13 protein-coding genes are annotated in these 12,809 nt (G+C 75.4%); 7 read left to right on the top strand and 6 right to left on the bottom strand.

Annotation, left to right across the window (positions count from 1 at the left end; all coding sequences use genetic code 11):
• Positions 1–63: 63 nt before the first annotated feature.
• Positions 64–1,332, bottom strand: coding sequence for a class I SAM-dependent methyltransferase (locus ACFWEK_RS10910; RefSeq protein WP_430554060.1), 1,269 nt, complete (start codon positions 1,330–1,332; stop codon positions 64–66).
• A gap of 67 nt (positions 1,333–1,399) precedes the next feature.
• On the opposite strand from ACFWEK_RS10910, the gene ACFWEK_RS10905 reads away from it, so the two are divergent.
• On the top strand, positions 1,400–1,738 hold the full coding sequence (locus tag ACFWEK_RS10905) for a SelT/SelW/SelH family protein (protein ID WP_430554059.1): 339 nt from the start codon (positions 1,400–1,402) through the stop codon (positions 1,736–1,738).
• An 88-nt stretch (positions 1,739–1,826) separates the two neighbouring features.
• On the opposite strand, the gene ACFWEK_RS10900 is transcribed toward ACFWEK_RS10905, so the two are convergent.
• On the bottom strand, positions 1,827–2,234 hold the full coding sequence (locus tag ACFWEK_RS10900) for a DUF5997 family protein (protein ID WP_430546795.1): 408 nt from the start codon (positions 2,232–2,234) through the stop codon (positions 1,827–1,829).
• Positions 2,235–2,288: 54 nt separating this feature from the next.
• Between ACFWEK_RS10900 and ACFWEK_RS10895 the strand changes: the two genes are divergently transcribed.
• Positions 2,289–3,224, top strand: coding sequence for a LysR substrate-binding domain-containing protein (locus ACFWEK_RS10895; RefSeq protein WP_430554058.1), 936 nt, complete (start codon positions 2,289–2,291; stop codon positions 3,222–3,224).
• A gap of 229 nt (positions 3,225–3,453) precedes the next feature.
• The gene (locus ACFWEK_RS10890; protein ID WP_430554057.1) at positions 3,454–4,362 is read left to right on the top strand and encodes a hypothetical protein; all 909 of its coding nucleotides are present in this window, start codon (positions 3,454–3,456) and stop codon (positions 4,360–4,362) included.
• Between the two features lie 13 nt (positions 4,363–4,375).
• Here ACFWEK_RS10890 and ACFWEK_RS10885 read toward each other — a convergent pair whose 3' ends face one another.
• Complete coding sequence (locus ACFWEK_RS10885; RefSeq protein WP_430554056.1) at positions 4,376–5,935, bottom strand: ATP-dependent DNA ligase; 1,560 nt, start codon at positions 5,933–5,935, stop codon at positions 4,376–4,378.
• A gap of 116 nt (positions 5,936–6,051) precedes the next feature.
• Between ACFWEK_RS10885 and ACFWEK_RS10880 the strand changes: the two genes are divergently transcribed.
• Entirely contained in the window at positions 6,052–6,861 is an 810-nt protein-coding gene (locus ACFWEK_RS10880) for a metallophosphoesterase family protein (protein WP_430554055.1), read from the top strand.
• Here ACFWEK_RS10880 and ACFWEK_RS10875 read toward each other — a convergent pair.
• Together ACFWEK_RS10875 and msrA are read right to left on the bottom strand one after the other, a co-directional pair.
• Positions 6,846–7,691 (bottom strand): aldo/keto reductase, encoded by an 846-nt coding sequence (locus tag ACFWEK_RS10875; protein ID WP_430546790.1) that lies wholly within the window; start codon positions 7,689–7,691, stop codon positions 6,846–6,848. The two genes, ACFWEK_RS10880 and ACFWEK_RS10875, sit on opposite strands and share 16 nt — an antisense overlap.
• 116 nt (positions 7,692–7,807) lie before the next feature.
• Positions 7,808–8,482 carry a peptide-methionine (S)-S-oxide reductase MsrA gene (msrA, locus tag ACFWEK_RS10870; protein ID WP_429764544.1) on the bottom strand — a complete coding sequence of 225 codons (675 nt, stop codon included), beginning with the start codon at positions 8,480–8,482 and terminating at the stop codon, positions 7,808–7,810.
• Positions 8,483–8,586: 104 nt separating this feature from the next.
• On the opposite strand from msrA, the gene ACFWEK_RS10865 reads away from it, so the two are divergent.
• The 3 genes from ACFWEK_RS10865 (at position 8,587) to ilvA (ending at position 11,812) form a co-directional block, all read left to right on the top strand.
• Positions 8,587–9,204: a YdeI family protein gene (locus ACFWEK_RS10865; RefSeq protein ID WP_430546789.1), complete on the top strand. Its 618-nt coding sequence runs from the start codon at positions 8,587–8,589 to the stop codon at positions 9,202–9,204.
• A gap of 136 nt (positions 9,205–9,340) precedes the next feature.
• Positions 9,341–10,588, top strand: coding sequence for an AI-2E family transporter (locus ACFWEK_RS10860; protein WP_430546788.1), 1,248 nt, complete (start codon positions 9,341–9,343; stop codon positions 10,586–10,588).
• Positions 10,589–11,812 (top strand): threonine ammonia-lyase, encoded by a 1,224-nt coding sequence (ilvA, locus tag ACFWEK_RS10855; RefSeq protein ID WP_430554054.1) that lies wholly within the window; start codon positions 10,589–10,591, stop codon positions 11,810–11,812.
• A 28-nt stretch (positions 11,813–11,840) separates the two neighbouring features.
• On the opposite strand, the gene ACFWEK_RS10850 is transcribed toward ilvA, so the two are convergent.
• Positions 11,841–12,689, bottom strand: coding sequence for a helix-turn-helix domain-containing protein (locus ACFWEK_RS10850; protein WP_430554053.1), 849 nt, complete (start codon positions 12,687–12,689; stop codon positions 11,841–11,843).
• Between the last annotated feature and the right edge of the window lie 120 nt (positions 12,690–12,809).

Here is a 12,809-nt window from a genome sequence, read left to right as displayed (position 1 = left end):
GCCTGCTGGCGCGCGATCACGGTGTCAACCGCCTGTTCGGCGTTCGGGGGAGTGCGTGGGAGGTCAGCGTCGGCGGGACCGCGTGACCGTGAACTTCGGGTTCTGCGCGACGTGCACGGTGGGCCCGGCGGCGCGGTTCAGCGCCTCCCGGTAGTGCAGCGCCGTGTTGAAGACGCACCACAGCTCGCCGCCCTGGCGCAGCGCCCGCCCCGCCGCCCGGAACATGCGGTGGGCGGCGTCGGTGCGCACGGCCGTGCGGTCGTGGAACGGCGGGTTGAGCAGGATCAGGTCGACGCTCGCGGGCTCCAGGTCCTCGCCCGCGTCCCCGCGCAGCGCGACGACGCGTCCGCCGACGCCGTTCGCCTCCGCCGTCGCCCGGGTCGACGCGACGGCCGCGGCCGAGCGGTCCGTGCCGACCACCCGCGCCCCGGGGTACCGGAGCGCGAGGACGGTGGCGAGCAGGCCGCTGCCGCTGCCCAGGTCGACGGCGTCGTGCACGCGGTCGGCCCCCGGCCACTTCTCCACCGTCGTGAGCAGGAAGCGGGTGCCGAGGTCGAGGGTCGTGCCCGCGAACACCCCACCGTGCGCGACGACGTCCACGTGCGGCGTCCCGGCCGCGGCGACGAGCTCGGCGTCCGTCAGGCGCGCCGTCGCCGGATAGCTCGGCGGCGTGTCCCGACGCTCGGGGCGCACGCCCGACGCCACCAGCGCGCGGGACTTCTGCCGCGCGAGGGTGGCGCGCACGTCGGTGAACGACGCGGCCAGCACCTCGTTCATCGCGCGCGTCATGTGCTTGACCCGCCCGCCGGCCAGCAGGACGACGTCGGGGGAGGCGTGTCTCGCGACGAGCTCCGCGACCTCCGTGAGCTCGGCCAGCGAGCTCGGCAGCTGCAGGAGCACCAGCCGGGCGCCGTTCAGCAGGTGCTCGTCGACCCGGTCGCGGACGGCGATCTCCACGGTCGGCCGGTCCCCGCGCACGGCGTCGAGCAGCCCGTCCCGGTCCATGTTGCGCTCCAGGGCGGCCTCGGCCGTGACCGTGTCCGTGCACGACCGCACGTCGGGGGCGCCCAGCGTCGCCGCGCCGAGCGTGAGGGCGCCGAAGCGGTCCCCGATGACGACGACGTCGCCGGGACCGGCCGTGGCGAGCAGCGGCGCCGCCTCGTCGAGCAGCAGCCGGTCGGTGGCGTCGACGGCGACGGGGCCGTCCGGCCGTGAGCCGTCCTCGGGCCACGGGACGAGCGCGCCGAGGACGGCGGCCAGCCGTGCGGCGGGGTCGAGGCTCTCGAAGGGATCGGTGGGGGCGGGGGAGTCGGGCTCGGAGGCGTGGTGCACCCGACCAGTCTCCCTGACGGGGACGCCGGCGCCCGACGGTGCCGACCGGGCGCCCTACCCTGGCGCCATGAACGAAGCCCCCGCCGCGCCGGAGCCGACGTCGACCGCGCGCGTGTCGATCACCTACTGCACGCAGTGCCGGTGGCTGATGCGCGCGGCCTGGGTGGCGCAGGAGCTGCTGCAGACGTTCCGCACCCGGCTCGCCGAGGTCGCGCTGGTCCCGGGGACCGGCGGCGTCTTCCGGGTGGAGCTCGACCCGGGCGACGGCCGCCCCGCGGTGCTGCTGTGGGACCGCGCCGCCGGGGGCGGGTTCCCGGAGATCCCGCCGCTCAAGACGGCGATCCGCGACGCCGTCGCGCCGGACCTCTCGCTCGGACACACGGACCGGGTGCAGCCCCGGGGTTGAGCCGATCTGTTCGGCAGCCGATCGGTCTCCTCGGCACGTCCGGCTGCCGAAGTGATCGATTGGCTGCCGAACTGATCGGGAGTGGCGCTCAGCGGGACCGGCGGGCCTGGCGCTCGGCCTGCTCGGCCGCCCTCGCCTTGACCCGGTCCTCCTCCTCGCGCACCTTCGCGGCGGTCTCGCGCTCGGCGAGGAGCCACGCGGGCGGCTCGTCGCGCAGCTCGTCGATCTGCTCGGTGGTCAGCGGCTCGGTGATGCCGCCGCGCGCGAGGCCGGCGATGGAGATGCCCAGGCGGCCGGCGACGACGGGACGCGGGTGCGGCCCGAGGCGGCGCAGCTCCTCGAGCCACTGCGGCGGGTTCGTCTCGAGCTCCTCGAGCTCGGCGCGCGTGATGCCGTGCTCCTGGAACTCGGGCGGGGTCGCGGGCAGGTACACCCCGAGCTTCTTCGCCGCGTTCGTCGGCTTGAGGACCTGCTGGGAGAAGGGGGTTCCGGCCATGGGCACCAGGGTAGTCGCGGCGGGCGGCGCAGCACGCCCACGTAGCCTGGTGCCGTGACCGACCAGCCGGGCGAGGCCCTCGACGACACGGTGGACGACGAGCCGGACGACGCCGTCGAGAGCGAGGACGCCCTCGCCGAGGCGGCCGACGACGGCCGCCCCACCTTCCGGCTCGGGTACGTGCCCGGCGCGACGCCGGGCCGCTGGGCGCGCACGTGGCGCGACCGACTCCCGGGCGTCCGGCTCGCCCTGGTCCAGGTCGACGCCGCCGACGCGCCCGCCGCGCTGGTCGAGCGGCAGGTGGACGCCGCGCTCGTGCGCCTCCCGGTCGACGGCGACGTCCTGCACGCCATCCCGCTGTACACCGAGCTGCCCGTGGTCGCCGTCTCGCGCGACCACCTCCTCGCGGCGACGACGGAGGACGAGGTCGTCACCGCCGACGACGTCGCGGACGACGTCGTGTGGCTGCCCGCGGACGACGTCCTCTACCCGGCGGGAGAGCCCGTTCCTGGCCGGACGCCGGAGGCGTACGACGACGGCGCGGGCGGCCTCGTGGAGCCCGAGCGGCCCGCGACGGCGGCCGACGCGATCGCGCTGGTCGCGACCGGGGTCGGGGTCACGGTCGTGCCCATGTCGCTGGCGCGGCTGCACCACCGCAAGGACGTCACCTACCGGGTGCTCGACGGCGGGCCAGGCGCGCCCGTGGGCCTGGCGTGGCTCGTGGCCGGGCTGCCCGACGACGTGCGCGAGCTGGTGGAGGAGATGATCGGCATCGTGCGCGGCCGCACCGCGAACAGCTCCCGGGGCCGTGCCGCGGCCGGGCGGACGGACGCGAAGCCCGCGGAGGTCACGAATCCGGCGAGGGCGCAGGGCCAGCGCGGCGGGGGCGCTGCCCAGGGGCGCGGCTCCGGTCAGCGCGGCGCGGCACGGCGTGGCGGGGGCTCGCGGCCGTCGTCGCCGCGGAAGGGCCGCCGGCGCGGCAGCCGCTGAGGGGGTCGGCCGCCGCGGCGGCGGCGCGGCACAGGGTGGGAACCCTCCTGGGTCCGGGGCGATGCGTCGGCGATGTCGCGCTCCCGCGGGCGCGGGTCGGGTTCGTACCAACCGTCCGGAAATTTCACCCTTCCGCCGAAAGGTCGGACTCGCTAGCATTCCGGCGCGGCCGGAGGCCGCGCCATCTGCTGATGCGGTCGATCGATCCCGCCTGCCCATTGGAGTGCTCGTGCGCACACCCGCCGTCCTCGGAGCCTCGCTCCTTCTCGTCGTCGGCCTCGCTGCCGGCCCCGCCGCCGCGCTCCCCGCTGGGCACGGGGACCGGGACGGCTGGGGCGGGACCGGAGACTCGCGCACCGGCGCCTCCTGGGACGGCGGCTCGGGCTGGGCCGACGGCGAGCGCTACTCGTGGCCCGACGGCACGCGGTCCTGGGACGACAACGTCTGCCCGGACATGGACGAACCGAAGACGGACGTCGACGGCGAGAAGCAGACGATCACGCTGGTGGCGCCGGAGGGCAAGCTCATCTCCGCGTACTGCGTGAAGGCCGGGTCCGCCCGGCAGGGCGAGGGCCCCAAGATCGTCGAGCTCGACGAGCCCGTCGCGGAGGTCACGATCGCGTACCCGACCGGCGGCAAGTGCCGGGCGATCAGCCACTACGCCGTCGAGTACGTCGACGCCCCGGAGCCGTCGCCGAGCCCGACGACCACGCCTTCGTCGACGCCTTCGTCCACGCCGACCCCCACCCCGGCGGAGGAGACGACGCCCCCCGCCGAGGAGTCGCCGACCCCGGACACCTCCACCGAGACGACCGCCCCGCCGACCCCGGCGGAGACGCCGTCGGAGACCCCGACGGAGACGCCCCTCCCGACGGCGCCGACCGACGGGTCGACCCCGGGCATGGGCGGTGCGGACGACGTGGACGACGTGGACGACGGGTCCGAGGCCGTCGAGGCCCGCACGCAGACCGTGGGCGGCAGCTCCGGCCGCGTGAGCGCGGACGTCGACGCGGCTGCCGCCCCGCAGTCGCTCCCGGTCACGGGCGCGCAGGTGCTCGGCATCGTCATGGCGGCCGTCGCGCTGGTGGGCGCGGGTGTCGGCGCGCTGATCTGGACGCGCCAGCGCCGCGCGAGCTGACGACCCAGCCGGCTCAGCCGGCCGAGCTCCCCGAGGAGGCCGCCGCCAGGGCGCGCACGGTGTCCACCGTGTCCGCCTCGGCGGCGGTCTTGTCGTCGCGGTAGCGCACCACCCGCGCGAACCGCAGCGCCATGCCGCCGGGGTAGCGGGTGGAGCGCTGCACGCCGTCGAAGGCGATCTCGACCACCTGCTCGGGCCGCACCTGCACGACGTACGACGACCCGTCGGCGGGCGACGTCGCCAGCTCCGTGAACCGCTCGGTCTGCCATGCGAGCATCTGGTCGGTCATGCCCTTGAACGTCTTGCCGAGCATGACGAAGCCGCCGGTGCCGGGGTCGCGCGCGCCGAGGTGGATGTTGGACAGCCAGCCCTGGCGGCGGCCGGAGCCCCACTCCACGGCGAGCACCACGAGGTCGAGCGTGTGCCGGGGCTTGACCTTGACCCAGCCGGCGCCGCGGCGGCCGGCGGCGTAGGGCGCGTCCAGGGCCTTGAGCACCAGCCCCTCCTGACCCGCGGCGACGGTGTCGGCGAAGAACCGCTCGACCTCCCCGACGTCGGCGGAGACCAGCCGCGGCACCACGACCTCGGGCGGGAGCACGCGGTCCAGCACCTCGAGCCGCTCGGCCGCGGGCGCGTCGATGAGGTCTTTGCCGTCGTGGTGCAGCACGTCGAAGAACCGCACGCTGAGCGGCACGGTGGCGCTGCCTGCCTCGGCGTCGTGGCTGCCCGTGCGGGCGGCGGTCTCCTGGAAGGGGCGCGGGCGGCCGGCGTCGTCGAGGGCGATCGCCTCGCCGTCGAGCACCACCGTGCGCACGTCGAGGGAGCGTGCGACGGCGACCACCTCGGGCAGCCGCTCCGTGACGTCGTCGAGCGAGCGCGTGAAGACGACGACGTCGTCGCCGCGGCGGTGCACCTGGACGCGGATGCCGTCGAGCTTGGTGTCGGCGGCGACGGCGGCGCCCTCGAACCGCTCCAGGGCGGCGGCGACGTCGGGGGCCGACGCCGCGAGCATGGGCCGCACCGGCCGGCCGGGCTCGAGCCGGAACGCCTCCAGGGCGGGCGCGCCGCCGTCGAGCGCGGCGCGGGCGATGGGCCCGGTGAGGGCGCTGAACATCGCCGCGCGGCGCACGACCGGCAGCGGGACGTCGGCCGCGGCGGCGATCGCGTCGAGCAGCAGCGAGTCGAGCGCCCCCTGGCGCAGCTCGCCCAGCACGAGGCGACGCACGAAGTCCTGCTCGTCCGCCGTGGCGCGCCCGAACAGCTGGTCGACGGCGGCCCGGCGGGCGGCCTGGGACCCGGCGCCCGCGAGCCGCTCGAGGCGGCCGAGGGCGGCGTCGACCTCGGCCGGGCTCAGGGCGGGCTCTGGGGCGGGGTCGGGGAGGCTGCCCAGCGTGCGCCAGCCCAGGCCCGTGCGGCGCTGCCGCGGCCTGCCCGAGAGGAACGCCGCGACGACCTCCACCTCGTCGCCGGGCTCCGCGGCACGCAGCGCGTCCGCGAGCAGCTCCCGCTTGCGCAGCCGTGAGCGCGTCCCGGCGACCGCGGCGTGGGTGGTGACCAGCTCCGTGAGCAGCACCCGACGATCGTCGCACCCGCCTCCGACGCTGTCGCGGCGCCGTCGGGCCGCCCCCCGGCCTGCTGCTGCGGGCGGAACCGCGTGCGCCCGGACGCTCGCCCTGGGAGCGTGGCGGCATGGGAGCGAGTGAGCTGGGCGCGGTCGCGGTGCTGTCGGACGTGCACGGCGTGCTGCCCGTGCTGGAGGCGGTCCTCGACGAGCCGGACGTGCGCGCGGCCGACGCCGTCGTCGTCACCGGCGACCACGCCGCGGGACCGCAGCCCGTGGCGGTGCTCGACCGGCTGCGGGCGCTCGGCGACCGGGCGGTGCTGGTCCGCGGCAACGCGGACCGCGAGCTCGTCGCGCACGCCCGCGACGGCTCGGGCCCCGTGCCCGACCCCGTCACCCCCTGGGCGGCGGCGCAGCTGCGCCCGTCCGACGTCGCGCTGCTGGCGGGGCTGCCGCACCCCGTGGAGCTGCGCGTGCGCGGGTTCGGGCGGGTGGTGGCGTGCCACGGGACGCCGCGCGACGACGAGGAGGTCGTGCTCGTCGACTCCTCGCTCGAGCGATGGGCCGAGGTGCTCGGGGGGCTCGACGACGACGTCACGACGGTGCTGTGCGGGCACACGCACATGCCGTTCGTGCGGCTGGTGGACCGGCGGCTCGTCGTGAACCCGGGCAGCGTCGGGATGCCGTACGGCCGTGCCGGCGGGTCGTGGGCGCTGCTGCGCGACGGCCAGGTCGAGCTGCGGCACACGGCCGTCGACGTGGACGCCGCGGTGGCGGCGGTGGCCGCCGGGTCGGCGTACCCCGACGCGCGGGCGTGGGCCGACGAGTACCTGCGGTCGGCGGCGAGCGATGCGGACGCGCTGCGCGTCTTCGGCCCGCGGGACGGGCGCGAGGCCCGCCCCGCGGGTGGCGACGTGGAGGGTCAGAGCTCCTCGTAGACCGCCGGGTCCTGGTCGGCGGTGCGTCCGTCGGGGCGGCCGAGACCGGTGATGCGGGCCATCTCGTCGTCGGTGAGCTCGAACGAGAACAGGTCGAGGTTGTCGGCCTGCCGCTCCGGGCTGGACGCCTTGGGGATCGGCACGACGCCGAGCTGCACGTGCCAGCGCAGGATGGCGCGCACGGGCGAGACTCCGTGGGTCGCCGCGACCTCCGCGATCACCGGGTCCTCGAGCATGTCGCTCGCCCGGCCCAGGGGGCTCCACGCCTCGGTGACGATGCCGCGCTCGGCGTCGGCGGCACGCTGGGCGGCCTGCGGGAAGTACGGGTGCAGCTCGACCTGGTTCACGACCGGGGTGACGCCGGTGGCCTCGATGACGGCGTCGAGGTGCTCGGGCAGGAAGTTCGAGACCCCGACGTGCCGGATCAGGCCGCGCTCGCGGCAGTCGACCAGCGCCTGGTACGCCTCGACGTACTTCCCGATGCGCGGGTTGGGCCAGTGGATGAGGTACAGGTCGAGGTGGTCGAGCCCGCTGCGGTACACCGACTCCTCGACGGTGGCGACGGCGTCGTCGTAGGCCTGGCGGCGGCCGGGCAGCTTCGACGTGACGAGCAGCTCGTCGCGAGGCACCGAGGAGGCACGCACGGCGCGGCCGACCGTGCCCTCGTTCTCGTAGCTGAACGCCGAGTCGATCAGCCGGTAGCCGGCGTCGATGGCGCGGGCGATCGCGTCGGCGCCGCCGGAGCCCTTGAGCTTGTACGTGCCGAAGCCGACGGCGGGGATCGCGGTGCCGTCGGCGGCGGTGCGGGTGGGGATGGCGTTCTTGGTCATCCCCCCATTCCACACCCGCCGCCGCGCCGGCGCGGTAGTGCGTCCCGTACCGCGGTAGGCCCCGGAGGGCACGACCGCAGTACCGAGAGCACTACCACGCGGTCACGCGCCCGCGGTCAGGCGGCGTCGGGGTACGGGACGCCCGTCGTCGCGTGGCAGCGGTAGCCGTGCGGGTTCTTGTCGAGGTACTCCTGGTGGTAGTCCTCGGCGTAGTAGAACGGTCCGGCCTCGACGGCCGGTCGCAGCTCGGTGGTGATCGGGTCGTAGCCCTTCGCCGCGAGCACCTCGGAGTACCGCTCCGCGGTCTCGCGCACCGCCTGCTCCTGCTCCGGGGTGGTCCAGTAGACCGCCGAGCGGTACTGCGTGCCGACGTCGTTGCCCTGCCGGAAGCCCTGGGTCGGGTCGTGCCGCTCCCAGAAGATCTTGAGCAGCTCGGCCTCGGAGACCTTCGCCGGGTCGTAGGCGACCAGCGTGGTCTCGGTGTGCCCGGTGCGTGCCGTGCACACCTCCTCGTACGTCGGGTTCGGCGTCGTGCCGCCCATGTAGCCGACGGCCGTGCTCACGACGCCGGGTACCTGCCAGTAGATCTCCTCGGCGCCCCAGAAACAGCCCATCGCCAGGTACAGCACCCGCGTGCCCTCGGGCCACGGGCCCGTGAGCGACGTGCCGAGCACCGTGTGCGGACGGGCGGCGGGCAGGACGGGCGACTCGCGCCCGGGCAGGGCGTCCTCCGGCGCCACCATGGTGGTCTTGCCGGAGCGGCCGAGCAGCTGGTCGAAGATCGAGTTCATCGGGTTACCTCCTTGAGAGGGACGCGGTGGTCCCGTAGTGCGCAACGACATCGCCCACCGGGGTGTTCCATGCCCGAAGGCGGGCCTGGCGCTACGGTCCCGTCATGGCCGACGACCGCCCCGACCTGCCCGACCAGCTCCTCCTGCCGGACCCGGCGGCATGGCGGGCCTGGCTCGACGAGCACGAGGACACCACTCCCGACGGCGCGTGGCTGGTGCTCGCGAAGAAGGGCCGCCCGTCGCCGACGACGCTCACGCACGCGTCCGCGCTGGAGGAGGCGTTGTGCAGCGGCTGGATCGACGCGCAGATGCGGAGCCTGGGCGCCGACACGATGCTGCAGCGGTTCTGCCCGCGCCGGCCGCGCAGCCGCTGGTCGGTGCGCAACCAGGAGATCGTGGCCCGCCTGACGGACGAGGGCCGGATGCGGCCCCGCGGGCAGGCGGAGATCGACGCGGCGAAGGCGGACGGGCGCTGGGAGGCCGCCTACCACGGGTCGGCGCGGGCCGAGGTGCCGCCCGACCTGGCGGCGGCGCTCGCGGCCAGCCCTGCGGCGTCGGCGATGTTCGAGGTCCTCACGTCGCAGAACCGGTACGCGATCCTGCACCGCCTGGGCGCCCTCAAGACGGCGGAGGCACGCGAGCGCAACGTGGCGAAGTACGTCGCGATGCTGGAGCGCGGCGAGACCCTCCACCCGCAGCGGCGGCGTCCCGCCGCAGGATGACGGGGCCGCCGGGAGGCCCGCGTCGGCGACCATCCTGTGGACGCGCCGTGAAGATCCCGGTCGGCGGCTGGCCGCCGCACCGGCGCGCGGGCGTGGCCCCCGCGCGTCGAGACCCCGGGACACCTAGGGTTTCCGCGTGAGCTCGGAACGTACCTCCCCCTCCGGCGCGGACAGCGTCCCGCTGAGCGTGCGCGCGGCGGCCTCCTGGTCGTGGCGCGTCCTGCTGATCGCCGCCGCCGTGGCCGCCTTCCTGTGGCTGCTGGCGGCGCTCAAGACCATCGTCGTGCCGGTCGCCATCGCCCTGCTGCTGACGATCCTGCTGGCGCCCGTGCGCCGGACCCTGCAGCGGTGGCACCTCAGCAAGGGCCTGGCGACGGCCGTGTCGATCGTCGGGCTGATCGTGCTGGTGGGCGGCCTGGTGACGCTCGCCGGCACGTCCATCGTCAGCGGCTTCCAGGACCTCGCCGACCAGGCCGTCGAGGGCTTCCGCCAGTTCACGACCTGGCTCGCCGAGGGCCCGCTGAAGCTCGACTCCGACCAGCTGTCCCAGTACGGCCAGCAGCTCCAGAGCTCGCTGGTGGAGAGCTCTGGCCTCGTCTCGGGCGCGCTGGGCGCCGCGACCACCGTGGGGCACGTCTTCGTCGGCGCGCTCATCGCGCTGTTCTGCACGATCTTCTTCCTGCTCGACGGCCGCACCATCTGGACGTGGCTCGTCAACCTGCTGCCCGTGCGGGCCCGGGAGAACGTGCACCAGGCGGGCCGTCGGGGGCTCGTCACGCTGTCGGCCTACGTGCGCACCCAGATCCTGGTCGCGTTCGTGGACGCCGTCGGCATCGGGATCGGGTCGGCGTTCTTCGTCCCCGCGCTCGCGCTCCCGATCGGCATCCTCGTCTTCGTCGGCTCGTTCGTGCCGATCATCGGTGCGATCGTCACCGGTGCGATCGCCACCGCCGTCGTGCTGGTGGCGAACGGCTGGGTCGCGGCCCTCATCATGCTCGGCATCGTGCTGCTGGTGCAGCAGGCCGAGAGCCACATCCTGCAGCCGTTCCTCATGGGCCACGCGGTGTCGCTGCACCCGGTGGCGGTGGTGCTCGTGGTCGCGGCGGGCAGCCTCGCCGCGGGGATCGTGGGGGCCCTGTTCGCGGTGCCGCTCGCGGCCGTGCTGAACACGATCCTGCTGTACCTGCACGGGCACGACAAGTTCCCCGAGCTCGGCACCGAGGACCACGTGCCGCTGCTGCGCCGGCGACCCCAGCTGCCCGGTACCCTGCTCTGGTCGGGACGGGCGTCGCAGGACACGGCGACGACGGGCGGTACCTCGGACGGCAGCACGACCGACGCCCCTGCCCCGCCCGACGCGGGCCCCGCAGGAGAGAACAGGTAAGTGGCAGCACAGCTCCCGATCGACCGCGTCACCCTCGAGGACGTCCGCACCGCCGCGGCCCTCCTGGACGGCGTCATCACCCGCACCCCGGTGCAGGCCTTCCGCGCGATGTCCGAGGTGGCGGGTGCGCCCGTCGTCCTCAAGTGCGAGAACCTGCAGCGCGCCGGGTCGTTCAAGATCCGCGGGGCGTACACGCGCCTGAGCCGGATGTCCGACGAGGAGAAGGCGCGCGGCGTCGTCGCCGCGAGCGCGGGCAACCACGCGCAGGGCGTGGCCCTCGCGGCCCAGATGCTCGGCATCCACGCCATCGTCTACATGCCCGTGGACGCGTCGGTGCCGAAGCTGCGGGCCACCCGCGGCTACGGGGCCGAGGTGCGGCAGGTCGGCGAGAGCGTGGACGAGGCGCTCGTCGCCGCCCGCGCGGAGGCCGCGCGCTCCGGGCGCACGCTCATCCACCCGTTCGACCACCTCGACGTCGTCACCGGCCAGGGCACGGTCGCGCTCGAGATCCTCGAGCAGGTGCCCGACGTCGGCACGGTCGTCGTGCCGCTGGGCGGCGGCGGGCTGGTCGCGGGCATCGCGACCGTCCTCGCCGAGGCCGCACCGTACGTCAAGGTCGTGGGGGTGCAGGCCGAGACGGCCGCCGCGTACCCGCAGTCGCTCGCGGCCGGGCGACCGGTGCCGCGCGCGCTCGGCGCGACGATGGCCGACGGCATCGCCATCGGCACCCCGGGCGACGTGCCGTTCGAGGTGCTGGCCCGCCTCGGCGTGGAGGTGCGCACCGTCTCCGAGGAGGAGATGTCCCGCGCCCTGCTGCTCGTGGCCGAGCGGGGCAAGCTGATCGTGGAGCCGTCGGGCGCCGCCGGGGTCGCGGCGGTGCTGGCCGCCGAGCCCGGCTCGCTGCCGGGCACCATCGTGCCCGTCCTCACCGGCGGCAACATCGACCCGCTGCTGCTGCTGCGGGTGGTGCAGCACGGCCTCGTCGCCGCCGGCCGGTACCTGCAGCTGCGCGTGTGCATCGACGACAAGCCGGGCTCGCTCGCCGGGCTGCTCGACGTCGTCGCGCACGCCGGCGCGAGCATCGTGCAGGTGGAGCACACCCGCACCGACACCTCGCTCACCGTGGCGCAGGTGCTCGTGAACCTCCAGCTCGAGACCAAGGGGCAGGAGCACTGCGAGGCCGTCGTCGAGCGCCTGCGCGCCGCGGGGTTCGCGGTCGCGTGACCCGGCCCGCGCCGACCGACCCGCCCGGTCAGCGCAGCGCGCGGCGGTAGTCGCCGGGCGCGTACCCGCAGATCTGGCGGAAGGTGTCGTAGAAGCTGCTCTGCGACGTGAACCCGGCCGCGTGCCCCACCTCCACCGTGGTGGCGTCCGTCGTGATGAGCAGGCGCTGCGCCTCCGCGACCCGGCACCGGGCGATGTAGGTGCCGAGGGTGGTGCCCACCACCCGCTGGAACAGCGTCATCGCGTGGCTGGGGCTGAGGTGCACGGCGCGCGCGACGTCCGACGGCGAGATGGGGGAGCGGTAGTGCTCCGCCACGAACTGGGCCATCGCGGTGGCGCGCGCGGCCGCGCCGGACGGCCCGGCGGCGCCCGTCGCGTCGCCCGCCGGGCCCGGCGTCCCCGCGGCCTCCGCGGCCGCGAGCGTCCGGCGCACGAACGCCTGCACCTCCAGCATGACGACGGCGTGGTCGCCGCCGGCCAGGACGTCGCGGTGCCACGTCGCGAAGAGCGCGTCGACGTCGCGGGCGAGCGCGGCGGCGGGCACGACGACGGGGCGCGCCCGCAGCAGCACCGCGATCTGCTCGGCCGGCAGGGCCCAGCCGAGCACCTCGGTGAGCGGCACGTGCACCCACGACACGGCGGACTCCACGGCGTCGGGCTCGACGAGCTGGTGCGGCGTGCCGCCCCAGAAGAGCGCCACCTCGCCCGTCTCGACCCGCAGCGTCGACCCGCCGAACAGGTACTCCAGGCGACCCGTGTGCACGAGGTTGAGCTCGAGGTCGTCGTGCCGGTGCGGGTGCTCCATCACCGGGGGTGCGCCGCGGCGCACCCACAGGGCGGCCTCCTCCAGGCGGACGTCGTCGACCGTCAGCGTCATGCCGGGAGCCTAGGGCGATCGAAGGATCCCGGAAAGCGGGGCGACCGATCCGGAGGATCGGCCGATCGGCAGCATCAGCATGGTCAGCATCACCGTTTGGCCGGGCCGCAGCGTGATGGT

It is taken from the genome of Isoptericola sp. NPDC060257 (genome assembly GCF_042726645.1).
GTDB classification, from domain to species: Bacteria; Actinomycetota; Actinomycetes; order Actinomycetales; family Cellulomonadaceae; genus Isoptericola; species Isoptericola nanjingensis.
The sequence above is the reverse complement of the archived record's forward strand: the minus strand, read 5'-3'. Positions and strand labels throughout refer to the sequence as shown.

Excerpts from the sequence above, each read along its gene's own strand:
- ACFWEK_RS10865 (WP_430546789.1), top strand. The coding sequence starts at position 8,587 with ATGGCCGACGACCGCCCCGACCTGCCCGACCAGCTCCTCCTGCCGGAC.
- ACFWEK_RS10900 (WP_430546795.1), bottom strand. The coding sequence starts at position 2,234 with ATGGCCGGAACCCCCTTCTCCCAGCAGGTCCTCAAGCCGACGAACGCG.
- msrA (WP_429764544.1), bottom strand. The coding sequence starts at position 8,482 with ATGAACTCGATCTTCGACCAGCTGCTCGGCCGCTCCGGCAAGACCACC.
- ACFWEK_RS10905 (WP_430554059.1), top strand. The coding sequence starts at position 1,400 with ATGAACGAAGCCCCCGCCGCGCCGGAGCCGACGTCGACCGCGCGCGTG.
- ACFWEK_RS10875 (WP_430546790.1), bottom strand. The coding sequence starts at position 7,691 with ATGACCAAGAACGCCATCCCCACCCGCACCGCCGCCGACGGCACCGCG.
- ACFWEK_RS10880 (WP_430554055.1), top strand. The coding sequence starts at position 6,052 with ATGGGAGCGAGTGAGCTGGGCGCGGTCGCGGTGCTGTCGGACGTGCAC.
- ACFWEK_RS10850 (WP_430554053.1), bottom strand. The coding sequence starts at position 12,689 with ATGACGCTGACGGTCGACGACGTCCGCCTGGAGGAGGCCGCCCTGTGG.